This is a genomic window from Thauera aromatica, from assembly GCF_023093595.1.
In the GTDB taxonomy this organism is placed as follows: domain Bacteria; phylum Pseudomonadota; class Gammaproteobacteria; order Burkholderiales; family Rhodocyclaceae; genus Thauera; species Thauera aromatica_A.
Genome location: NZ_JALLIK010000092.1, coordinates 1 through 23,778 on the forward strand (window position 1 = coordinate 1; position 23,778 = coordinate 23,778).

Annotated in this window: 19 protein-coding genes; 2 read left to right on the forward strand and 17 right to left on the reverse strand. The window is 63.6% G+C overall.

Annotated elements, in window-relative coordinates:
• Positions 1-62: 62 nt before the first annotated feature.
• The 5 genes from MXC99_RS06140 to MXC99_RS06160 all read right to left on the reverse strand — a co-directional run bounded on the left by MXC99_RS06140 (position 63) and on the right by MXC99_RS06160 (position 5,507).
• Positions 63-1,118 carry a tyrosine-type recombinase/integrase gene (locus tag MXC99_RS06140; RefSeq protein WP_432654235.1) on the reverse strand — a complete coding sequence of 352 codons (1,056 nt, stop codon included), beginning with the start codon at positions 1,116-1,118 and terminating at the stop codon, positions 63-65.
• A 307-nt stretch (positions 1,119-1,425) separates the two neighbouring features.
• Positions 1,426-2,991: a glutamine-hydrolyzing GMP synthase gene (guaA, locus tag MXC99_RS06145; protein WP_247724611.1), complete on the reverse strand. Its 1,566-nt coding sequence runs from the start codon at positions 2,989-2,991 to the stop codon at positions 1,426-1,428.
• A 75-nt stretch (positions 2,992-3,066) separates the two neighbouring features.
• Positions 3,067-4,530, reverse strand: a complete 1,464-nt coding sequence (gene guaB, locus MXC99_RS06150; protein WP_247724612.1) for an IMP dehydrogenase — start codon at positions 4,528-4,530, stop codon at positions 3,067-3,069.
• Between the two features lie 210 nt (positions 4,531-4,740).
• Positions 4,741-5,067: an RnfH family protein gene (locus MXC99_RS06155; protein WP_247724613.1), complete on the reverse strand. Its 327-nt coding sequence runs from the start codon at positions 5,065-5,067 to the stop codon at positions 4,741-4,743.
• Positions 5,068-5,069: 2 nt separating this feature from the next.
• Positions 5,070-5,507 (reverse strand): type II toxin-antitoxin system RatA family toxin, encoded by a 438-nt coding sequence (locus tag MXC99_RS06160; protein WP_247724614.1) that lies wholly within the window; start codon positions 5,505-5,507, stop codon positions 5,070-5,072.
• Between the two features lie 131 nt (positions 5,508-5,638).
• Between MXC99_RS06160 and smpB the strand changes: the two genes are divergently transcribed.
• Positions 5,639-6,085 carry an SsrA-binding protein SmpB gene (gene smpB / locus MXC99_RS06165; protein WP_107220866.1) on the forward strand — a complete coding sequence of 149 codons (447 nt, stop codon included), beginning with the start codon at positions 5,639-5,641 and terminating at the stop codon, positions 6,083-6,085.
• Between the two features lie 3 nt (positions 6,086-6,088).
• On the opposite strand, the gene MXC99_RS06170 is transcribed toward smpB, so the two are convergent.
• Positions 6,089-6,667, reverse strand: coding sequence for a YIP1 family protein (locus MXC99_RS06170; RefSeq protein ID WP_247724615.1), 579 nt, complete (start codon positions 6,665-6,667; stop codon positions 6,089-6,091).
• Positions 6,668-6,821: 154 nt separating this feature from the next.
• Between MXC99_RS06170 and MXC99_RS06175 the strand changes: the two genes are divergently transcribed.
• Positions 6,822-7,229: a MarR family winged helix-turn-helix transcriptional regulator gene (locus tag MXC99_RS06175; RefSeq protein WP_247724616.1), complete on the forward strand. Its 408-nt coding sequence runs from the start codon at positions 6,822-6,824 to the stop codon at positions 7,227-7,229.
• Between the two features lie 45 nt (positions 7,230-7,274).
• Here MXC99_RS06175 and MXC99_RS06180 read toward each other — a convergent pair whose 3' ends face one another.
• The 11 genes from MXC99_RS06180 to MXC99_RS06230 all read right to left on the reverse strand — a co-directional run bounded on the left by MXC99_RS06180 (position 7,275) and on the right by MXC99_RS06230 (position 23,759).
• Positions 7,275-8,000, reverse strand: coding sequence for a response regulator (locus tag MXC99_RS06180; protein ID WP_247724617.1), 726 nt, complete (start codon positions 7,998-8,000; stop codon positions 7,275-7,277).
• Entirely contained in the window at positions 7,997-9,970 is a 1,974-nt protein-coding gene (locus tag MXC99_RS06185) for a type IV pili methyl-accepting chemotaxis transducer N-terminal domain-containing protein (RefSeq protein WP_247724618.1), read from the reverse strand. Before MXC99_RS06185 ends, MXC99_RS06180 begins: the two co-directional genes overlap by 4 nt.
• Positions 9,971-10,055: 85 nt before the next feature.
• Complete coding sequence (narI, locus tag MXC99_RS06190) at positions 10,056-10,760, reverse strand: respiratory nitrate reductase subunit gamma (RefSeq protein WP_247724619.1); 705 nt, start codon at positions 10,758-10,760, stop codon at positions 10,056-10,058.
• 10 nt (positions 10,761-10,770) lie between these two features.
• Complete coding sequence (narJ, locus tag MXC99_RS06195) at positions 10,771-11,319, reverse strand: nitrate reductase molybdenum cofactor assembly chaperone (protein ID WP_247724620.1); 549 nt, start codon at positions 11,317-11,319, stop codon at positions 10,771-10,773.
• A gap of 16 nt (positions 11,320-11,335) precedes the next feature.
• Complete coding sequence (gene narH / locus MXC99_RS06200; RefSeq protein WP_107220860.1) at positions 11,336-12,904, reverse strand: nitrate reductase subunit beta; 1,569 nt, start codon at positions 12,902-12,904, stop codon at positions 11,336-11,338.
• A gap of 140 nt (positions 12,905-13,044) precedes the next feature.
• A complete protein-coding gene (locus MXC99_RS06205; protein ID WP_247724621.1) occupies positions 13,045-16,800 on the reverse strand; it encodes a nitrate reductase subunit alpha in 3,756 nt (1,251 codons plus the stop codon).
• Positions 16,801-16,868: 68 nt separating this feature from the next.
• Positions 16,869-18,533: an MFS transporter gene (locus MXC99_RS06210; protein WP_247724622.1), complete on the reverse strand. Its 1,665-nt coding sequence runs from the start codon at positions 18,531-18,533 to the stop codon at positions 16,869-16,871.
• A gap of 33 nt (positions 18,534-18,566) precedes the next feature.
• Positions 18,567-19,790, reverse strand: a complete 1,224-nt coding sequence (locus MXC99_RS06215) for an MFS transporter (protein WP_247724623.1) — start codon at positions 19,788-19,790, stop codon at positions 18,567-18,569.
• Positions 19,791-20,123: 333 nt separating this feature from the next.
• Positions 20,124-21,074 carry an IS5 family transposase gene (locus MXC99_RS06220; RefSeq protein WP_247724624.1) on the reverse strand — a complete coding sequence of 317 codons (951 nt, stop codon included), beginning with the start codon at positions 21,072-21,074 and terminating at the stop codon, positions 20,124-20,126.
• A gap of 171 nt (positions 21,075-21,245) precedes the next feature.
• Positions 21,246-22,007, reverse strand: coding sequence for a Crp/Fnr family transcriptional regulator (locus tag MXC99_RS06225; protein ID WP_247724625.1), 762 nt, complete (start codon positions 22,005-22,007; stop codon positions 21,246-21,248).
• Between the two features lie 162 nt (positions 22,008-22,169).
• Positions 22,170-23,759: a protein adenylyltransferase SelO gene (locus tag MXC99_RS06230; protein ID WP_247724626.1), complete on the reverse strand. Its 1,590-nt coding sequence runs from the start codon at positions 23,757-23,759 to the stop codon at positions 22,170-22,172.
• Between the last annotated feature and the right edge of the window lie 19 nt (positions 23,760-23,778).

A 23,778-nucleotide genomic window follows, 5' to 3' on the forward strand; every position in this document is an offset into this window, starting at 1 on the left:
CGCCACCACCGTCGAACACTTCGAGGCTCTCCTGCCCTGGAATCTCAAGGCTGAGCAGTTGATCACAGCGTAGCGAGCCCAGGAAGGATGGGGTTCGTGGAGCGCTTACAGTCATGTGGGCCGAACTTGGCGAGTGACTTCCCTTCCTTCTGCGCCAGCCGATACGTCAGCGTCAGCACCTGGTTGAGCGTGGCGCTGCTCATGGGTAAGTCCGAGTCATACCGCGATGGCAGCACGTAGTCCGATCCACCCGCGAACGTTTTCAGGGCAATGAAGATGTCCAGCGCCTGCCGGGACAGGAACACCAGGTGCGGATTGCGTCGCTTCATCCGCTCCTTCGGGATCGTCCAAAGCGCATCACTGAAATTGATCTCGCTCCAGGTCGCATTGGTCAGCTCGCTCTTGCGCACCATCGTCAGCAACAACAGCTTGGCCGCCGCCCGGATGGATGGCGTCGTGCCGATGCGTTCCATGTACTGGTACATCAAGCCGATTTCGTCCGGGGTCAGCGCACGGTCGCGCGGCTCGAACTTGGCAATGCTCGTCGGGCGCACCAGCTCTGCCGGGTTCTCAACCTTCTGGCCGCGCTCGATGGCCCACCGATAGACCTGCAACACCACTTCACGGGCATGCACCGCGGTTGCCGGTGCGCCTCGCTCCACGATGGCATCGGTCAGCGCGCGCAAGTCCTCGTGGGTAATCTCCACCAGCTTCTGATTGCCGAATTTCGGCTTCAGCTCGCGCTCGTAGACTGAGCGGCGCATGTCGCGGGTGGAATCGGCCATCTGGTAGCCGCGCAGCCACTTTTCCGCCCAAGCCCCGAACGTCTCCGCGTCCTTGACACGGGCCTTGTCCCGCGCCTTCTCCTTGGCTGGCGACTTCCCGGCCGCGATCATCTTCTTGGCCTCGCCCAGCCGCTCGCGGGCTTCCGCCAGGCTGATGCCCCCAACACCGTAGCGGCCGAAAGTGATGGTCTCCTGCCGGCCGTGGATTGAGTAGTTGTAGCGGAATGAGATCGCCCCGGCGGGCGTGACGGCCACATAGAGGCCATCGCGATCGTTTTCCTTGTAGAGCTTATCCCTCGGCTTGAGGTTGCGCAGCTTGGTATCGGTCAGCATGGTTCTAGCCCTGGTTCGGCTCAAATACCATGATCTAAAAGCAGCCCCATCTTTGAGAAAAAACACAATAAAATCATTGCATTACATCATATTGATACCATGACAACCAGAAAGATAGCTACATGGTATCGATGGAACCTCATGGCATCGAAGCATTCAATGCCATTCATCATGCCATGAAAAATCAGTGCTTGGCGATACCGAAGATTGCCAGACAGTGCCAGACGAAATCACAAAAAAGCCCGCAGTGACGCGGGCTTAGGTGTGTTCTAGTGCTACTAGGTGCCAGCCGATGCCAGACGCCCAATCACTCCCACTCGATCGTCGCCGGCGGTTTGCCCGAGATGTCGTACACGACGCGGTTGATGCCGTGGACTTCATTGATGATCCGGTTGCTGACCTTACCCAGCAGGCTGTGCGGCAGTTCTGCCCAGTGCGCGGTCATGAAGTCCTGGGTTTCCACCGCACGCAGCGCGACGACGTATTCGTAGGTGCGACCGTCGCCCATCACGCCCACGCTCTTGACCGGCAGGAACACGGCGAAGGCCTGGCTGGTCTTGTCGTACCAGTCGGCGGCGCGCAACTCGTCGATGAAGATCGCATCGGCGCGGCGCAGCAGATCGGCGTATTCCTGCTTCACTTCGCCGAGGATGCGCACGCCCAGGCCAGGGCCGGGGAAGGGATGGCGATAGACCATGTCGTGCGGCAGGCCGAGCGCCACGCCGAGTTCCCGGACTTCGTCCTTGAACAGGTCGCGCAGCGGTTCGAGCAGGTTCAGGCCGAGAGTCTCGGGCAGACCGCCGACGTTGTGGTGGCTCTTGATCGTGTGCGCCTTCTTGCTCTTGGCGCCGCCGGACTCGATCACATCGGGGTAGATCGTGCCCTGGGCGAGCCACTTCGCGTTCGGGAGCTTCTTGGCCTCGGCCTGGAAGACCTCGACGAACTCGCGGCCGATGATCTTGCGCTTCTGCTCGGGGTCGGTGACGCCCTTCAGATGCCCCATGAACTGTCCGGAGGCATCGACATGGACCACCTTGGCGTGGAGCCGGCCGGCGAACATCTCCATGACCATCCGGCCTTCATTCAGGCGCAGCAGGCCGTGATCGACGAACACGCAGGTGAGCTGGTCGCCGATCGCGCGGTGGATCAGTGCGGCCGCCACGGAAGAATCGACCCCGCCCGACAGGCCAAGAATCACCTCTTCGTCACCGACCTGCTCGCGGATCTTCTCCACCGCCTCCTCGATGTAGTCGGGCATGTTCCAGTCGTAACCGCAGCCGCAGATGTCGTGCACGAAGCGCGCGATCATCTCCTTGCCCTTGATCGTGTGCGTGACCTCGGGGTGGAACTGCACGCCGTAGAAGCGGCGCGCCTCGTCGGCCATCGCCGCGATCGGAGTGGATTCGTTGCTGCCGATCACCTTGAAGCCAGGCGGCAGCCCGGTGACCTTGTCGCCGTGGCTCATCCACACGTCGAGCAGTCCGTGGCCTTCGGCATTGGTCCGATCCTCGATACCCTCGAACAGCTTCGAATGGCCGCGGGCGCGCATCTCGGCATAGCCGAACTCGCGCGTGGCCGAGCTTTCGACCTTGCCGCCGAGCTGCGAGGCCATGGTCTGCATGCCGTAGCAGATGCCCAGCACCGGCACGCCGAGTTCGAACACCGCCTGCGGGGCGCGCCAATCTTCGGCTTCATAGACCGAGTTCGGCCCGCCGGACAGGATCACCCCCTGGGCGCCGAAGCCACGCACGAACTCGTCCGACACGTCGAAGGGATGCAGTTCGCAATACACCTGCTGCTCGCGCACCCGGCGGGCGATGAGCTGGGAGACCTGGGAGCCGAAGTCGAGGATGAGGATTTTCTGGTGAGCCATGAGCGCAAAGGTCTCCAGCGTCGAAAAAAGGAAAGGCGGCCTGTGACAGCCGCCCGTCGTTGCGGTCAGCGCCGATCAGCTGATCTGGTAGTTGGGCGCTTCCTTGGTGATCTGCACGTCATGAACGTGGGATTCGCGCATGCCTGCCGAGCTGATTTCGACGAACTGTGCCTTGGCGTGCAGGGTCGGGATGTCGGCACTGCCGAGATAGCCCATGGAGGCGCGCAGCCCGCCGATAAGCTGATGGATCACGGCAGTGACCGGCCCCTTGTAGGGGACCCGGCCCTCGATGCCCTCGGGCACGAGCTTGTCGATGTTGCCGGTGTTCTCGTCCTGGAAGTAACGGTCGGCCGCCCCTTTCTGCATCGCCCCGAGCGAACCCATGCCGCGGTAGGCCTTGTAGGAACGCCCCTGGAACAGCACGGTCTCGCCCGGTGCCTCTTCAGTACCGGCGAACAGGCCGCCGAGCATGACCACGTCAGCCCCGGCCGCGATCGCCTTGGCGATGTCGCCCGAGAAGCGGATACCGCCGTCGGCAATCATCGGCACACCGGTGCCGGCCAGCGCATTGGCCACGTTGTCGATCGCGGTGATCTGCGGCACGCCGACCCCGGCGACGATGCGCGTGGTGCAGATCGAACCCGGGCCGATGCCGACCTTGACGCCGTCGGCCCCGGCATCGACGAGCGCGCGCGCGGCATCCGCAGTGGCGATGTTGCCGCCGACCACCTCGATCTGGGGGAAGCGCTTCTTCACCCAGTTCACGCGGTCGAGCACGCCCTGCGAGTGCCCGTGCGCGGTATCGACCACGATCATGTCGACGCCCGCGTCAGCGAGGCGTTCGGCGCGTTCTTCGGTGCCTTCGCCAACGCCGATCGCGGCCGCCACCCGCAGCCGGCCTTGCTCGTCCTTGGCCGCGAGCGGGTGCTCGGTGGCCTTCATCATGTCCTTTACGGTGATCAGCCCGCACAGCTCTCCGGCATCGTTCAGGACCAGCACACGCTCGAGGCGATGCACGCGCAGCAGTTCCCGCGCTTCATCCAGGCTCGCTCCTTCGCGCACGGTGACCAGGCGGTCCTGCGGCGTCATGACCGCCGACACCTGCTGGTCGAGCCGGGTCTCGAAGCGGGTGTCGCGGTTGGTCACGATTCCCACCACCTTTCCCCCGGCTACCACCGGCACGCCGGAAAAACGGTGCTGGCGCTGCAGCGCGATCGCCTCGCCGACCGTCATCGTCGGGGCGATCGTGATCGGATCCTTGAGAATCCCGGACTCGTGGCGCTTGACCTTGTGTACCTCAGCGGCCTGCTCGGCCGGAGTCAGGTTCTTGTGCACCACCCCGATGCCTCCTTCCTGCGCTAGCGCGATCGCAAGGCGGCTTTCGGTGACGGTGTCCATCGCAGCGGACACCAGCGGAATGTTGAGACGGATACGGCGCGTAACCTGGCTCTGCAGGCTGACATCGCGCGGAAGAACCGTGGAGTGGGCAGGAACGAGAAGGACGTCGTCGAAGGTCAGCGCCTTCTGAATCACTCGCATGGCTTTTTTCCTTTCGGCCAAATCCGCATTATACAGAGCCCCCTACCACCATGTAAGCGGCCCCATCCGGAGATCGCCGACGATCCGAGCACACGCTTCCCGGCGCTGTCTTGCGCGCTGGTGCGCAGAGCCAGGACGGGAAAGGCAGCGGAACCCGCCTGTAGCAGCAGGAGGGCGAACTCTACCCATGGCGAAGGCCAGGCATGTCCTTCAGCACTCGCCCTCGGCGGAGCCGCCGCCTTTTTTCATCACTTTGCCTTCGTCCGCCCGCTTCTTGCGCACCGCCTTGGGGTCGGCGATCAGCGGCCGGTAGATCTCGACCCGGTCGCGGTCGCGCACTTCCGCATCCGCTCTAACCAGGCGGGAGAAAATACCCAGCTTGTTCCGCCGCTCCAGCTCGATGTCGGAATATTTGTCGAGCAGACCGGAAGCCGCGATCGCATCCCGCACGGTCGCGCCTTCGGGCACACGGACCTGCACCAGTTCCTGGCGCTGCGGCAGCGCATACACCACCTCGACGTGGATCATCGCGCTCATCTTCATCCCCTTCCGTAGACCTGCCCGGCACGCTTCACGAAAGAATCGACGAAGGTATTGGCGATGTGGTTGAACACCGGCCCCAGCACTTTTTCCAGCAGCTTGCTGGAAAACTGGTAGTGCAGGCTGAACTCGATCTTGCAGGCCGTATCGCCGAGCGCAGTGAATAGCCAGTGCCCATCAAGGTGGGTGAACGGCCCGTCGGTGAGGCGCAGCTTCATTTCGGTCGGGTAACGCTTGGTGTTTTCTGTGCTGAAATGCGCCTTGATGCCGTGGTAGTTGATGTGGATGGTGGCCGCGGTCAGCGTATCGGTTCGCACGTGGACCTCGGCACCGCCGCACCAAGGCAGAAACGAGGGGTAGTCCTCGCAGCGATCGACGAGCCCGAACATCTGCGCGGGAGTGAATTCGATCAGTACCAGCTTCTTGACGTCGGCCATGGAACAATCGCGGAGCGGTGCGCGCATCGGGCAGAACGAGAGCGCATCCGAGCTGTTAAAATGCGCGATTCTACCGCATGCAGGCATACCCGTCCGCGAGGCGTGCGCTGGGTCCGAAGGATTTCCACATCATGAGCATCATCGACAACCGCAAGGCCCACCACGATTACTTCATCGAGGAAAGGCACGAGGCCGGCATCGTCCTCGAGGGCTGGGAAGTCAAGGCCATCCGTGCCGGCCGTGCGAACATCAAGGAATCCTACGTCGTCATCCGCAGCGAGGAAATCTTCCTGTTCGGCATGCACATCGCGCCGCTCACCACGGCATCGAGCCACGTCGGCCACGATCCGACGCGAACCCGCAAGCTGCTGCTGCACAAAAAGGAAATTGCCCGCCTGATCGGCAAGGTCGAACGGGCGGGCTACACCCTGGTCCCGCTCGACCTGCACTACGTCAAGGGCCGCATCAAGCTGGAGATCGGCCTTGCCAAGGGCAAGAAACTGCACGACAAGCGCGAAGACGAGAAGAAAAAGGACTGGGAACGCGAAAAGCAGCGCCTGATGCGGGTCAAGGCCTGAGCCTCACAGCAGCCACAGCGGCAGCACGCCGACGACGACGAGCAGCAGCCACGCCAGCACACCGAGGCTGGTCACCTGCACCGCCATATCGGTGGCATCGACATCCTCGCGCACCCGCAGCAGGCGCCGCACCCCGTGATGGATCAGCACGCCCGACGCCGCCAGCGCCAGCAGCGCGAACATCACCACCAACCAGGGCTGGTCCAGAAACAGCGCCAGCGACGACAACCACAGCGGCACCGGCGAGATCGACGCCACCATGTAGGCATCATGCAGATTTCCGCTCGCTCCCTTGGCGATCGAAGCCTGGCGGATCGAGCCGGCCATCAGGGGAACACTAAGATGCTCGGCGATAAAGAAAAACATCGCCGCCAGCAGCCAGTTTTCATGGCTGGCATCGGGAAACACGCTCGCACCGACGCCGGTGGATGCATACACGATCATCAGCGGCGGCAGCAGGGACAGCGGCAGCACCAAGCACAGGAACATCGTGCCCATCTCCGGCCGGAGACGCTCGACTTCATCCCAGCCGGCATGGGTCGAAACCAGCATCTGCGGAAATTGCATCAGGTTCATGGCCATCCCCTCCTTGCGTCGATCGACTCTTGATGTACCGGCGGAAACCCGGCAAGACACCGCCCGAGGCAGATACATCATACTTTGATGTTAGACTTCACTCCTGTAAATGCAAGGACAGCTTCGCAAGCCGGCCCCCTGCGATTAAAATTTCGGCATCATGGAAACCCAACTCGAAAAAGCAGAATTCGAGACACTCGCCGACTTCCGCTATCAACTGCGCAAGTTCCTGCGTTTTTCCGAACTACTGACCCGCCGCCACGGCATTACCAACCTGCAGTATCTTCTGCTGCTGCAGATCAAGGGCTTTCCCGGCCGCGACTGGGCCCAGGTCGGAGAATTGGCCGAGCGCCTCCAGGCCCACCAGCACGGCGTGGTGTCGCTGATCTCCCGCTGCGAAAAACTCGGTCTGGTAGAACGCCGGCCGGGGCGTGAAGATCGCCGCGCCGTCGAAGTCCACCTGACCGCCGCCGGAGAAGCCCTGGTGACCCGCATTGCCGATCGTCACCGCCAGGAGCTGAAGGAGCTCGAAGGCGTGTTCCACGAAGTGGTCACTCACCTGCACTGAAGACATCTGCGCCGGGGTGGCGCACCGCAGCCTACCGGGAGGACGTCAGGTGTCGGGCGTCTGTACCAGCCCGTTTTCCACCGCATAGACGGCAGCCTGCACCCGACTGCTCAGATTGAGCTTGCGCAGCATGTTCTGGACATGGATTTTGACTGTGCTTTCCGCCACATCGAGGGCACGGGCGATTTCCTTGTTGCTCTGGCCGCGGGCGATGTACTGCAGAATCTCGCGCTCGCGCGGCGACAACTTGTCGAGATCCCCGCCTTCGACCGCTGCCGCCGGCGCAGCACCTGCAGCGCCGCGCTCGATCCGTGCGCTCCCTCGCGCCTCCTGAGCAGCGGCGCCGCGCACTCCGTTGAGCAGTTTGCCCATCATCTGCGGCGACACCACCGACTCCCCCTGAGCCGCGGTATTGATCGCGGACACCAGTGTCTCGGCCTGGATGTTCTTCAGCAGATAGCCGCAGGCGCCGACGCGCAGGGTATCGATCAGGTCGTCCGCATCCTCGGACACGGTCAGCATCAGCACCCGCGACCCGGGGGACTCCTCGAGGATCAGCCGGGCCGCCTCGCATCCCGACAGGCCGGGCATGTTGAGATCGAGCAATACGACATCGGGCCGGAACTGTGCGGCCAGGTGGATGCCTTCGCGACCATCGCCCGCTTCGCCGACCACCTCGAATTCCGGATAGCTCTGCAGCAGCGAACGGATGCCGCTGCGGAAAAGCGTGTGGTCGTCGACCAGAAGGACACGAATCGAGCTTGCCTTCATGCTGCTACCTTGTTGTTGGTCCTGGGCAGCTGCAGGCGCAGCTCGGTTCCGCGCCCCGGCGACGAGCGCACGGCAAAGTGACCGCCGATCCGCAGCGCGCGCTCGCGCATGATCTGCAGGCCGATGTGCGCTTCGCCGCCATCATCGGCCGCCCGCCCTTCGACGAAACCAACCCCGTCATCGCGCACCGTCACCGACAGCCCGTGCCGCCCGCGACGCAGGCTGACCGACACCGAGCTCGCATTGGCGTGCTTGCGCACGTTGGACAGCGCTTCCTGGACGATGTACAGGACTTGGGTCTCGGCTTCGGGGTCGAGCGGCGCACCGTCGCCCTGGACCTCGAGATCGGTGGCAACGCCGGTCTGCTCGGCGAGCCGGCGCAGCGCCGCGGCGATCGCGGCATCCAGATCCTGCTGCTCGACGCGGGTGCGAAAATGCACCAGCAGCTCCCGCACGTCCTCGTAGCTCTCCTGGATTCCGCGCCGCAGCATGTCGACCGTATTGCGGACGTCCTGTTCCTTGTTTTCGGCCAGCGCGCGCTCGAGCATCTGCACCTGGAGGTTGAGGAAAGCCAGCCCCTGGGCGATCGAGTCGTGCAGTTCGCGTGCGAGCAGGTTGCGCTCTTCGGAGACCGCGAGTTCGCGCTCGCGCGCATGGAGGCGCTGGTTCTCGATCGCGATGCCCAGCTGCTGCCCGAGGGTTTCGAGGAGCTGCGAGTCCTGCTCACTGATCGAGGTTGGAGTCGCGAAAAACAGGTTGAACACGCCCAGCGGGCGCTTGTTTGCCGTGATCGACGTCGCCGAGACGGTCTGGAACCCGGCGCGAGCGCACGCGTCGCGTGTCATGTCGAGGCTCCCTTCGCGCACATCGAGCGCCAGCGAACGTCCCCCCTGCACCACTTCTCCACACACGCATTCACCGCACGCGAGCACTTCCTCGCGGTCGAGGAAATCATCGGCGAGACCATCGTGCACGATCATGCACAGGTTGCGCGACTCCAGATCGAGCAGGCGCGCCGAACCCGCCGTGGCCCTCATGGTTTTCTGGACGCGCTCAAGAAAGCCGCGGCACAACGAATCGACGTCGTTGGGCTCGCGCAGGAAGCCGACGATGTCGTACAGGATCCTGAGCTCGCGATTCCGGCTTTCGAGACTGCGGGTCTTCGCGTCCACGCGCTCTTCGAGCGTGGCATAGAGGTCCTGGAGGTGTGCCGCCATCTGGTTGAAGCCCGCGGACAACTCGCCGAATTCGTCATTGGCGAGCACCGGCACACGCGCATCGAAATCTTCCGTTTCCATCCGCTTGACGCCGACCTGCAGTTCGTAAAGCGGGCGGATCACGGTCAGGAAGAAAAACCGCAGCAAGACGAACGTGCCGATCACCGCCAACACCACCAGCACCACCTGGGAAGCGCGCAGGATGTTGGTGTTGCGGCCGTAGCTGTGTTCCATGCGCAGCACGATGTCGTCGATCGTGGCTACCGCGGCCGCGACCTGGGCGTCGAACTCGAGTGCCCGTGCATGGAGCATCGCCGGCGTCGGCGTATTCACGACCTCGTCGAGGATCGGGCGCAGGCGCGTTCGCCAGTCCTCATACAGGCGCTCGACATCCTCCGGAATACCGTCGTCGCGGGGCAGGAAGAGCGGGCGCTTGGGGTCGCCTGCGCGCAGATTGGCGAGTACGTTTTCGAACTCGTCTGCCCGCTGCCGTAGGTCGGCGGCAAACGTCGCCGAAGGAATCTGGCCGAGCTCGTCGGTACGGGCGAGGTGATGGGCGAGCCGGTACATGCGCATGCGCAGACTGCCCGCGTCGTTGATCGCCGCGGCGGCGCCTTCCAGGTGCCAGGAAATGAACAGCGTCAGCCCGATTGCGGTCAGCGCGGCCAGGAAGAAACCGAGCAGGATCGCCGTAATCTTGACCGACAGCCCGGAGCCGCGCAGCAACATCAAAGTGGATTGAGTCGAATTCATGCGCGCAAGCTAGGGCCAAACCGCCCGAAAGGCAAGACGCGCGACGGTAAATCCGCCGCACGCCCTGCCCTGCCTGCGCGAAAGATCAGGACTGGCGCGCTTCGATGCGACGCTTGGTCCGGACGATCTGGTAGGCACGGCCCAGATAGTTGAACGGCGCGGTCAGGATGTGAACCAGGCGGGTGAAGGGGAAGGCCAGGAACACCGTCATGCCGAAGAAGATGTGGGCGCGGAAGATCGGGTCCACCTGCTCCATCAGTTCGGGCTGCGGGTTCAGCAGCAGGACGCTCTTGACCCAGTCGGCCAGCGCCAGCATCACCGCCGGATCGCCGTTGTTGGCATGACCGATCGAGAACGGAATCGTGCTCAGCCCCAGGATCAGGGTGATCATCAGCCAGGTGATCACGAACACATCGCTACGACGGCTGTTGAGGCGGATGCGAGGATTGTACATGCGGCGGTACCACAGGAAGCTGCCGCCGAGCAGGCACATCGTACCGAACACCAGACCGGCCCAGATCGCGATCCACTGGTGGGTCAGGTCGGACACGCCGAGCGCCAGCCACAGGCCGTGCGGCAGCACCAGGCCGGCAAAGTGGCCGAGGAAGATCATCAGGATACCGACGTGGAACAGGTTGCTCGCCACCAGCATGCCCGACTTCGACAGCAGCATCGACGAGTCGGTCTTCCAGGTGTATTGCTCATTGTCGTAACGGATCCAGCTGCCGATCACGAACACGGTCAGACAGATGTAGGGGTAGACCCCGAAAATCAGTTTGGTCAAAGACATGTTGCTCTCCTCAGGCTGCCAGTTTGGCGAGCGAGCTGTGGTTTTCGATGACGCGGATGAGCGCGGCGTACGGGCTCTCCGCCTTTTCCAGGTTGGACGCGAGCACGTTGAAGACCTTGACGGCATCGGTCAGGAAGACCCGCGCCTCGGTTTCCTCGAGTTGCGAGACGAACTCCAGCATCATCGGCAGATAGTCCGGAATTTCGTGCTCGTCGTGCTGCAAACCGAACGACTTGTAGTACTCCGACAGGTCGATCAACGCCGGGCCACGGTTCTTGTCGTCGCCGAAAACGTGATGGGTCAGGTGCAGGCTGTGCTCGGGGGTCAGATCGAAGGTCTTGACGTAGCTGCCCTCGAGCTCGGTCTGATCCTGGGCCAGAGCCCAATCGATGAAGCCCGCAATGCGCGCGTGCTCATCGGCCGAGAACAGCCGATCGCGATCGATCGACTCGACCAGCCCGAGCGCGCCGCCCTTCTCGGCGGCGGCGCTGCGCAGGTCGTCGATGATCTCGCCGCCCGGGTAATCGAGCAGCACGGCCAGCAGTTTGTAGGTTTGCATCGCTGCAACTCCTTTCTCAGTAGTGCTCGCCGGTGACGTCGTGCTCGGTGGCATTGGGAGCCATCAGGCGCGACTCGACCGTATCCTTGCGGCGCTCGGGGAACAGCGAGTTCGGCGAGATACCGACCGACGACTCGTTGCCGAAGCTGAAGCCGACCTGGCCCTGGAAACCGTAGTAGTCGTCCAGACGCATCTCTTCCTTGGACGTCGGGATGACGAAGCGGTCTTCGTAGTTGGCGATCGCAAGGTAGCGATACATTTCCTTCGCCATGTCCTCGGTCATGCCGATGGCGCTGAGCGCACGGGTATCGGCCTTGCCTTCGACGTGAACCGAGCGCTGGTAGGAGCGCATCGCGATCATGCGGTTGAGCGCATCGACGATCGGCTTTTCCTCGCCAGCGGTCAGCAGGTTGGCCAGGTACTGCACCGGCAGGCGCATCGCCGAGGCTTTCGGGATGACCCCGTCGGCTTCGGTCGGCAGCGCTTTCTGGTCGATCTGCGACTGCACCGGAGACAGCGGCGGCACGTACCAGATCATCGGCAGGGTGCGGTACTCGGGGTGCAGCGGGAAGGCGATCTTCCACTGCACGGCCATCTTGTAGATGGGCGACTTCTGCGCGGCGAGGATCCAGTCTTCGCTGATCCCGTCCTTCTTCGCCTGCTCGATGACCTTCGGATCGAAGGGATCGACGAACATGCTCAGGTGCTGCTGGTAGAGATCGGTGGTCTTGTCCGTGCCGGCAGCGGCCGAGATCTTGTCTGCATCATAGAGGATGATGCCGTTGTAGCGGATGCGGCCGACGCAGGACTCCGAGCACACCGTCGGCAGACCGTTCTCGACGCGCGGATAGCAGCCCACGCACTTCTCGGCCTTGGACGATTCCCAGTTGAAGAACACCTTCTTGTACGGGCAGCCCGAAATGCACATCCGCCAGCCGCGGCAGCGGTCCTGGTCGGCGAGCACGATACCGTCTTCCTCGCGCTTGTAGAGCGCGCCCGACGGGCAGGAAGCGACACAGGCCGGGTTCATGCAGTGGTTGCAGATCCGCGGCAGGTACAGGTGGAAGGTATTCTCGAACTGCTTGTACATTTCCTTCTCCATGTTGGAGAAGTTCTTGTCACGCGCACGGGAAGCAAACTCGCCGGCGAGGTCGTCTTCCCAGTTCGGCCCCCAGGTGATCTTGTCCATCTTCTCGCCGGTAATCTGCGACACCGGACGCGCGGTCGGCGCTGCTTCGGACAGCGGCGCGTTCTGCAGGCGGGCGTAATCGTAGGTGAAGGGCTCGTAGTAGTCGTCGATCTGCGGCAGGTTGGGGTTGGCGAAGATCTGCACGATCTTCCTCAGCCGGCCGCCGGCCTTCAGTTCGAGCTTGCCGTTGACCTTGGTCCAGCCGCCCTTCCACTTTTCCTGGTTTTCCCATTCCTTCGGGTAACCGATGCCGGGCTTGGACTCGACGTTGTTGAACCAGGCGTATTCGACGCCCTTGCGGTTGGTCCACACGTTCTTGCAGGTCACCGAGCAGGTATGGCAACCAATGCACTTGTCGAGGTTGAACACCATCGCGAATTGCGCGCGGATTTTCATGTGTTTCTCCAGTCTGGGGCGAGCGTCCGGGCGCCGGGATTCCCCCTGCACGCCGACTCTCACCCGAAAGCTCTTACGTTTGCTGATTCCTGGAGGGGGGTGCGGCGGGATGTTCCCCGTCGCACCTCGACCCTTGTTCCTTATTTCTTGCCGATCCCCACCGGGTTGCGCTGGGCTTCGCGTTCAGGCGTCAGCGGACGCTCCAGCCAGTCGATGTCCTGGTCCTCGATCTTGTGGATCACCACGACTTCGTCACGCTGGCAACCAACGGTGCCGTAGTAGTTGAAGCTGTAGGACAGTTGCGCATAGCCGCCGACCATGTTGGTCGGCTTGACGATGACGCGGGTCACCGAGTTCAGGATGCCGCCACGCTTGCCGGTGGTGTTCGAGCCGGGCACGTTCACGTTCTTTTCCTGGGCGTGGTACATGATCGCCATGCCACGCGGAATTCGCTGCGACACCACCGCACGGCACACCGTCGCGCCGTTGCCGTTGATCGCCTCGACCCAGTCGTTGTCCTTGATGCCGATGCTCGCCGCCTCGTCCTCGGACAGCCAGACGTACGGGCCGCCGCGGAACAGGTTGAGCATGCGCAGGTTGTCCTGGTAGCTGGAGTGGATGCCCCACTTGGAGTGCGGGGTGATCCACGACAGGGTCAGGTGCGGCTTCTTCTTGACGCTGTCGGGCACCATCTCGTGCGCCTTCAGGTCGACCGGCGGCTTGTAGGCGCAGAAGCCTTCGCCGAAGTCGAGGAACCACTCGTGGTCCTGGTAGAAGTGAGCACGGCCGGTCAGGGTGCGGAACGGGATGTGCTCGTGGATGTTGGTGTAGCCGGCGGTGTAGGACACGGTCTCGGACTCGATCCCCGACCAGGTCGGCGCGGTGATGATCTTGCGCGGCTGGGCGACGATGTCGCGGAAGGTGATCTTGTCCTCGTGACGGCCGGCATACAGGTGGTGGTGGTCGATGCCGGTCTTCTTCGACAGCGCGCTCCACGACTTGTGCGCCACTTCACCGTTGGTTTCCGGCGCCATGCGCATCACCGAGTCGCAGACGTAGATGTCTTCCTCGAGCGAAGGCATGCCCTTCGAGACGCCTTCGACCTGCACCGGGTAGTTGCACTTCTTGAGCTCTTCGTATTCCTGGGTGGTATCCCAGTCGATGCCCTTGACATTGTTGCCGAGCTTGACCATCAGCGGGCCGAGCGCGATGTACTTGTTGTAGATCTGGCTGTAATCGCGCTCCACCAGCTTGAGCAGCGGCATCGTCTTGCCCGGGATCGGCTCGCACTCGCCGTGCTTCCAGTCCTTGCCCACGCCCATCGGGGTGGCCAGTTCCTGTGCCGAGTCGTGCTGCATCGGCAGCGCGACGATGTCCTTGCGCGTACCGAGGTGCTTCGCCGCGAGGCCGGTGAAGGTCTTCGCCAGGGTGCGGAAGATCTGCCAGTCGGACTTCGACTCCCAGCCCGGGGTCACCGCCTCACCCAGCGGGTGGATGAACGGGTGCATGTCGGTGGTGTTGAGGTCGTTCTTCTCGTACCAGGTCGCCGTCGGCAGGATGATGTCGGAGTAGGCGCCGGTCGAGTTGAGGCGGAAGTTGATGTCCACCATCAGGTCGAGCTTGCCGGTGGGGCCGTGCTCGCGCCACTTCACTTCCTTGCAGTTGTTGCCGGCGCCGCCTTCCTGCATGACGCCGTTCTGGGCGCCGAGGAGGTGCTTGAGGAAGTACTCGTGGCCCTTGGCCGAGGTGCCGATGAGGTTGGCGCGCCACACGATCAGGTTGCGCGGCCAGTTTTCCTCGGCGTCCGGGTCGGCGAAGGCGACGTCGAGCTTGCCCGACTTGAGCTGATCGACGACGTACTTCGACACGCTCGCCTCGTCGCTGGCGCCGGCCCGCTCGGCTTCGGCGGCGAGTTCCATCGGGTTGCGGTTGAAGTGCGGCGCCGACGGCAGCCAGCCCATGCGCACCGCCTTGACGTTGTAGTCGGCGAGCGACGAACCCTTGTTGCGGTTCGGGCCGGCCGGCGACAGCAGCTCGTCGGCGTTGATGGTCTCGTAGCGCCACTGGTCGGTATGGAAATACCAGTAGGAGGTCGAGTTCATGTGGCGCGGCGGACGCTGCCAGTCGAGGGCGAACGCGATCGGCGCCCAGCCGGCCTGCGGACGCAGCTTTTCCTGGCCCACGTAGTGCGCCCAGCCACCGCCGGTCTGACCGACGCAGCCGCACATGTGCAGCAGGTTCATGATCGAGCGGTAGGCAAGGTCGTTGTGGTACCAGTGGTTGATCGCCGCCCCCATGATGACCATGGACCTGCCCTTGGTCTTCGAAGCGTTGTCGGCGAATTCACGGCCGGTGCGCTCGAGGTCGGCGGCTTTGACGCCGGTCTGCTTCGCCGCCCAAGCCGGGGTGTAGGCGACGCTGGCGTCGTCGTAGGACTTGGCGACGTTGCCGCCACCGAGGCCGCGATCGATGCCGTACTGGGCGATCTGCATGTCGAACACCGAGGTGACGAACACCTCTTCGCCGCTCGCCAGCTTCAGGCGACGCACCGGCACGTTGCGGTACAGCAGTTCCTTCTCGCCCGGCACGAAGTGGGGGAAGCCCACCGAGACGACGTCGTCACGGCTGTCGATGCACGACAGTTCGGCTTCGGTTTCGCCCTGCTCGGCACCGGCCTTCTCGAGCAGGTTCCACTTGCCTTCCTCGCCCCAGCGGAAACCGATCGAGCCGTTGGGCGCGACGTAGCGGCCGCTCTTCTTGTCGAAGACGATGGTCTTCCACTCGGGGTTGTTGGTTTCGCCGAGGCTGCCGTCGAAATCGGATGCGCGCAGGTTGCGATCGGAAACGTAACCTTCGCCATGCTTGCGCAGGACGACCTGCATCGGCAGGTCGGTGTACTTGCGCGCGTATTCCTGGAAGTACGGATCCTGCTTGTTGATGTAGAACTCTTTCAGCGCGACATGGCCCATCGCCAGGAAGGCGGCGGCGTCGGTGCCCTGCTTGACCGGCATCCAGAGGTCGGCGAACTTCACGTACTCGGCGTAGTCCGGGGCCATCGAGACGATCTTGGCGCCCTTGTAGCGCACTTCGGTGGCGAAGTGGGCGTCCGGGGTACGGGTCATCGGCAGGTTCGCGCCGGTGATGATCAGGTAGGTCGAGTTGTACCAGTCGGCCGCTTCGGGCACGTCGGTCTGCTCGCCCCAGGTCTGCGGCGATGCGGCCGGCAGGTCGCAGTACCAGTCGTAGAACGAACCGCAGGCACCGCCGATCAGCGACAGGTAGCGCGCGCCGGCGGCGTAGGAAATCATCGACATCGCCGGAATCGGCGAGAAACCGTAGATGCGGTCCGGGCCCCACTTCTTGATCGTATACACGTTGGCTGCGGCGACGATCTCGGTGACCTCGTCCCAGCTCGTGCGCACGAAGCCGCCCAGGCCGCGCACGTGCACGTACTTGTCGCGCTTGGCCGGATCCTTCTGGATCGCTTCCCAGGCCTCGACCGGGTCGCGGCCCGCCTTGCGCTCGGCACGATAGAGATCGAGCAGGCGGCCACGGATCATCGGGTGCTTGATGCGGTGCGGCGAATACAGGTACCACGAGAACGAGGCGCCACGCTGGCAGCCACGCGGCTCGTGGTTAGGCAGATCCTCGCGGGTGCGCGGGTAGTCGGTCTGCTGCATCTCGAACGACACCAGGCCGTTCTTCACGAAGATCTTCCACGAACAGCCGCCGGTGCAGTTCACACCGTGGGTGGAGCGCACCACCTTGTCATGGCGCCAGCGGTTGCGGTAGGCATCCTCCCAGTTGCGGTCTTCATTGGTGATGATGCCATGCCCGTTCGAGAAGGTGTCCTTGACCTTGTCGAAAAACCTCAGGCGATCGAGAAAATGACTCATGGTTTACTCCTTTCAAGTCGTCGTTCCGATACGGAAGGGCGATCGGTGATCCGAAGGGTGAAAAATGTTCAGGGATTGCGGATGTAGGCGTTCTTGCGCAGGTAGAACCACCAGTTGATGACCACGCACAAGGCGTAGAACACCGCGAAGCCGTACATCGCGTTCTCCGGCGAGCCGGCCTTGATCTGGCCGCCGATGACCACCGGTGCGATGAACGAGCCGTAAGCCGCCACCGCCGAGGTCCAGCCCAATGCCGGACCGCGCTGATCCTGGTCGAAGACGAAGCCGATGGTGCGGAAGGTAGAGCCGTTGCCGATCCCGGACGCGGCGAACAGAACCACGAACAGCGCCATGAACGTGAAGAAGTGCTCTTCGGGCGTCGCCGACTGATAGGCGAGGAACATCACGTAGCCGGTCGCAGCCGAGGCGATGACGAGCACGATCGAAATCCACTGGGTGACGATCGAGCCGCCCAGCTTGTCCGAAATCCAGCCACCCACCGGACGGATCAGGGCGCCGACGAAGGGGCCGATCCAGGCGTACATCAGCGCCGAGGGTGCGTTCGGGTTCTTCGCATGGACCCAGGCCTGGGTGCCGGCGTCGAACACGTGGGTGTTGCCGAAGATCACCGTGATCGACAGCGGCAGCGCCATCGAGAAACCGATGAAGGACCCGAAAGTGACGACGTAAAGCGCGGTCATCGACCAGGTGTGCTTGTTGCCGAAAATCGCGAACTGCTTGTTCAGGTTGGCCTTCATCTCGCCGCTGGCGACCGCTTTCATGCCGTACAGCGTGCCCACGATCACCAGTGGCAGCACCACCCACATGCCGTTGCCCGAAAGCAGGCCGGAGCCGCTCGGCGCCGGCAGGTAGAGGTACAGGCCGATCGCCGACACCACCAGCGCGATGCCGTAGAACAGAACGATCTTGCTCATTGCCGCGCCGGTGGAGCCGATGTTGGGCGACACCGTCAGCAGGTTGTTCATGCCGAACCAGCCGATCACCGCCAGCGGCACCAGCAGCAGCAGCCAGACGAAGCCGGCGTTCTGGACGAAGGTCGGCGTTCCCGCGGCGATCTTGCCGATCAGCGTCGCCGAATCCTTCACCAGCGGAATCGCATCGCCGCCGATGACGCCGAACAGGCCGACGGTCATCACCGCCGGAATCAGCAACTGCATGGTGGTAACGCCGAAGTTGCCCAAGCCGGCATTGAGCCCGAGCGCGGTCCCCTGCAGGCGCTTCGGGAAGAAGGTGCTGATGTTCGACATCGAGCAGGCGAAGTTACCGCCGCCGATCCCCGAGAGCAGCGCCAGCAGCTGGAATACCCACAGCGGCGTAGACGTATCCTGCAGCGCGACCCCCGTACCGAAAGCGGGAATCATCAGCAGCGCGGTCGTGAGCCACACCGTATTGCGCCCGCCGCAGATGCGGATGAAGAACGAAGCCGGAATGCGCAGCGTGGCACCGGAGAGGCCGGAAATGGCCGCAATGGTGAACAGCTCGTCCGGTTTGAACGGGAAGCCGGCATTGGCCATCTGCACCGTGATGATGCCCCACATCAGCCACACGGCGAAGCCGCACAGCAGGCTGGGGATCGAAATCCACAGATTGCGGTTGGCGATCCGGGCTCCCCGCTCCCGCCAGAAGGCTTCGTCCTCCGGCCGCCAGTCGGCGATATCGACCGAACTAGTGCTGACCGGCGCTACCGCGGTGGCGGCGTTCGCTGCTTTCATGTAACCGACTCCTCGTTGTCGTAATTGTTTGAATCAGGCCTTGCCCGGTTGCTGCGCGATCTCATGACCATCGAGCACGTCGGCACGGCGGACTTCGGTGAGATACATCCAGATCAGCGACACCCAGGTCACACCGTAGAGCAGCATGAAGGCGCTCGAGCGTACGCCGGTCAGATCGAGCAGCGCGCCGAACATGATCGGCAGCAGGAAGCCGCCCATGCCGCCCACCAGACCGACGATGCCGGAGACCGCGCCGATGTCGCGCGGAAATTCATTGGAGATGTACTTGAACACCGAAGCCTTGCCGAACGCCCAGGCCACGCCGACGATGAACATCAGCAGGGTGAAGAACCACACGTTGTGGTGAATCTCGAAGCTGCGCACGCCATCCACAGTGCGGATGCTGAACTCGGTGTGCGGATAGGACAGCAGGAACAGGCAGATCCACGACACCCACATCACCCACCAGGTCACCTTGTGCGCGCCGTACTTGTCCGACAGCCAGCCGCCCACGGCACGCAGCACCCCGCCCGGCAGCGAGAAGCAGGCCGCAAGCAGCGCCGCAACCTCGAGTCCCAGGCCGAATTCGGCCACGTAGTACTTGGTCATCCACAGCGCGAGCCCGACATAGCCGCCGAACACGATGGAGTAGTACTGGCAGTATTTCCACACCCTGGGGTCCTTCAGCACCCGGAGCTGGTCGCGAAAGGTCACCGACGAATGAACACGATGCTCGGGATCGTCGTAGGAGAAGAACCAGAACGCGAGCGCGGTGACCAGCATCGCCGCGGCATAGACTTGGGGCACCACCTGCCAGCCGAAGGCGACCACCAGCGCCGGGGCGACGAACTTGGTGAGCGCTGCCCCCGAGTTGCCGGCACCGAAGACCCCCATCGCAAAACCCTGGTTCTGGCGCTCGAACCAGCGCGCGCAATAAGCGATCCCGACCGAGAAGGAGCCGCCGGCCAGACCGACGAACAGACCAGCGACGAGGAAATGCCAGTACTCGGTGCTATGCGCGATCAGGTAGATCGGCAGCACGGTGCACAGCATCAGCACGAAGAACACGATGCGCCCGCCGTACTTGTCGGTCAGCATGCCGAGCGGCAGGCGGATCAGCGAACCGGTCAGCACCGGCGTCGCCGCCAGCAGGCCAAACTGGGTTTCGTTGAGCGCGAGGATTTCCTTGATCGGAATACCGATCACCGCGAACAGCATCCAGGCCGCGAAGCAAACCGTAAATGCGAAAGTGCTCATGATGAGCACGGATAGCTGCTGACGCTTGCGAGAAACCATCGTATTCCCTCTCCTGTCGCTCCCAGGACGCTCCCCGGGTCACTGCGCGGCAGGATAGGCGCATAGCCCGGCCGCGGCCATTCGCCAAAAGCAGGAGAAAACGAGCGAGTCATCGACAGGAACTAGTTCCAAGTAACTAGGGAACCCCTGATCAATTGACGTTTTGAGCACGATCACCCAAGCCAGCCGGATCCACTGACCCCGATGATCGATTTTTCCGCTTCTACCGCTGTTTTTCGAGGCCTTTTCGGCCCCGAGCGCCCGTTTTCGGGCGCAGCGGGCGGATTTCGCCCATCAACTCATCAAGGCGCGTCTCGCAAGATAAAGATTGGTCAAACCGATCAGCGAGAACACCTGTGCGGCGTTCTTCGCGATCCCCTTGTAGCGCACCTTCGTGTAGCCGAACTGGCGCTTGATGACGCGAAACACGTGCTCGACGCGCGCACGGATCGAGGACATCTTGTGGTTGAAGCGCTTGTTCGCCTCGGTCAGTGGGTGGTGCTTGCTGGCCTTGAGCGAGACGCCCCAGAACAGGCCCGCCTCGCGCGCCACACGCTTGAGCTTGTTGTTCACGTAGCCCTTGTCGCCGAACACCGCCCGGTCATCTTCGCGCACCAGGTGCGGCAACTGGTTGATGTCCGGAACATTGGCAGGCGTCACCGAAACGGTATGCACGAGCCCGGAATTGACGTCGGCACCCACGTGGACCTTCATGCCGAAGTACCACTGGTTGCCCTTCTTGGTCTGATGCATCTCGGGGTCGCGCTGCTTGTCCCGGTTCTTCGTCGAGGGGGGCGCATGGATGATCGTGGCGTCGACCATCGTGCCGCCCTTGAGGAGCAGCCCGCGCGCCTCGAGCGTGTCGTTGATGGTGTTCATCATTTGCCCGGTCAGCGCATGTTTCTCGAGCAGGTGGCGGAACTTGAGGATCGTCGTCTCGTCGGGCATCGCGTCGTCGGTGAGGTCCAGACCGGCAAAGCGCCGCATCGACTCGACCTCGTAGAGTGCATCTTCCATCGCCGGATCCGACAGCGCGTACCACTGCTGCATGAAGTAGATCCGCAGCATCGTCGCCAGCGGCATCGGCGGACGGCCACGCCGGCCCGTCGTCGGGTAGTGCGGCTCGATTACTGCCAGCAACGCTGCCCAAGGCACGACCTTCTCCATCTCGGCCAGGAAGCGCTCCCGGCGGGTCTGTTTCTTCTTCCGTTCAAACGCCAGCGAGGCGAAGGTCGTTTGCTTCATGGTGGCAGCGCGATTTATGACCTCAGTATTTTACCGTCTCTGAATAGATCAGAGCTTCCCTAGTCCTCGCCGACGCGAGAGGTATTCAGGAAAGAGGCATCAGCACGAATCGGGCCACTGCAGCGATGGTCCGCCTCATGAATCACCGCAGGATGGGCGAACGGGGAAGACTCAGCCGGCTGGCGCGCTCGGGTCGGCGGCGGTCATGCGGCGCAGTTGGGTACGGCTGCGGATCCGGATGCGCCGCCCGCTCACGGTCAATACACCCTCGTCGCTCATGTTGCGCAGTACGCGCGACAAGGTTTCGGGCGTCAGGTTGAGCAGGGACGCGATCGTGTTCTTCGGCGCCGGCAGGACCAGGGGGCCCTCGGGGCGCGCGGCGCGCTCATCGAGTTCGAGCAGGTAGGAGGCGACCCTCGCCGCCGCACCGCCCGAAGAAGTGCAGCCGATGCTATCGACCAGCCGCTGGATGCGCGCGCACACCGCGGACAGCATGCGGTTCGACAGCGGATTGTCGATCGCCACCGCCTGCACGACGCGCTCGCACGGGACATGGATCAGCACTGTCCGCCCGACTGCCTGCGTCCAGGTGCGATAGCGCTGGCCGGTAAACACGCCGATTTCACCGAACATCCCCCCCGGCTCGAAGATCTCGACCACGCGCGCGCGCCCATCCGGCCCGAGCGCCATCAGGCGGACGGCGCCGGAATAGACCAGGAAGAGGCCGGTCGGCAGGGATTCGCGCTCGAAGATCGAGTTCCCCGATGGCACCGATACGAACTCGGCGCCATCGGCGAGCAGATCCAGCGTTTGCGCCCCGGCGGCGCGCAAAATGGGCATTTCGGCCAGCGCGTTGCGAACGCAGACCGGCGGAGCGATCTTGCGCAGATGATAAGTCCCTTCGACGGGCTGCCTGAGGGCGACGCTGGGCACGGAAACGCTCCATTAATAGGGTAATAATAAAAAAGGATACCTCTTTCAGCGGATCCATTGTGCAGGTTTTTGCATCCGGGCGTAGGCCGAAAGAACTAGTCACCCGGATGAAAGAGAGGTGTCGCAGCCACCGCGCCGGAGGGCGGAAGCCACGACACCCGATCAGGAACTGCACGACAACATCGAGCAGCCGGGCTTGTCGCGCGCCCAATCCGGGCGTTTCCCGGCGAAGCGTTCGCCGCCCGGCTGCTCGGTATAAGGGTGGCGCAGCACTTCAAGCCATCGCTCGAGCACGGACAGGTCCCCTGCCTCGGCCGCATCGATCGCCTGCTGTGCAAGGTAGTTGCGCGGCACATAGAGCGGATTGACCCGGTTCATGCGCTCACTGCGCAGCGCCTGCGCAACCCCCTCCCCGTCCACCCTCGCTGCATAGCGCTGCAGCCACTGCTCCAGTTCGCCGGCACTCGCCTCGCGCCGGGCGGCATCGTAGAAGACGTCGTCGAACAGCCCCGGCTGCACCGCCGCGGGGTCGAACATGGCCAGGCGGCGGAAAAAGAGGGTCATGTCCATTTCCCCATCCCGCAGCAAGCGGTGCAGATCGCCCAGCAGCGCTTCATCCGCGCCACCGGCCCCACCCTCTTCCCCGTCCAGCCACCGTGTCAGCCCGAGCTTCTCCCACATCAGGCGGCGATGCTCGGCCTCGTACACCTCGGCATAGAGTGCGAGCCCGCGCTCGAGCGCGCCCACATCCCGGACCACCGGATAGATCGCATTGGCCAGCTGCCACAGGTTCCAGTGCGCGATCCGGGGCTGTTCGCCGAAGCGGTAGCGGCGGTGGAAGGCGTCGGTGGTATTCGGCGTCCAGTCGGGGTCGAAGTCGTCGATCCAGCCATAGGGGCCGTAATCGATCGTCAGGCCGAGGATCGACATGTTGTCGGTGTTCATGACGCCGTGCACGAAACCGACCCGCATCCAGTGCGCGACCATCACCGCGGTGCGCCGGCACACCTCCTCGAACCAGCGCACGCGGCGCGATGCGGGGTCGGTCTCGTCGGCCAACCCGGGAAAGTCGCGTGCGATGGTGAACTCGATCAGACGCTCGAGCACGCTTTCCTCGCCACGCGAAGCAAAGATCTCGAAGCTGCCGAAACGGATGAAGGAAGGCGCCACCCGGCACACCACCGCGCCCGGTTCGGGGCGGGGGTGACCGTCGTAGAGCATGTCGCGCACCACCTCTTCGCCGCTCCCGACCAGGCTCAGCGCGCGTGTGGTCGGCACCCCCAGGTGATGCATCGCCTCGCTGCAGAGGAATTCGCGCAGCGAGGAGCGCAGCACCGCGCGGCCATCGGCGTGGCGCGAATACGGCGTGGGGCCCGCGCCCTTGAGCTGCAGTTCCCAGCGCTCGCCGCGCCGGTTGATCACTTCGCCGAGGGTGATCGCCCGCCCGTCGCCGAGCTGCCCCGCCCAGTTGCCGAACTGGTGGCCGCCATAGCAGGCGGCGTACGGTTCCATGCCGGGCAGCAGGCGGTTGCCGGCGAATACTTCGGCGAACTCGCGGCTGCGCGCGTCCGTCTCATCGAGGCCGAGCAGCTCGCCGACCTCGCGCGACCAGGCCAGCAGCGCCGGGGCGCGCACCGGCAGCGGGTCGACGCGGGAGTAGCAGGCCTCATGCACCGGGCGCACATGGCGCCCGCTTTCCGGATCGCCCGGCAGCTCATGGACGAAGCGGTTGTCGAACTTCAACGCTCTCATCGGGGGATGTCCTGTATGT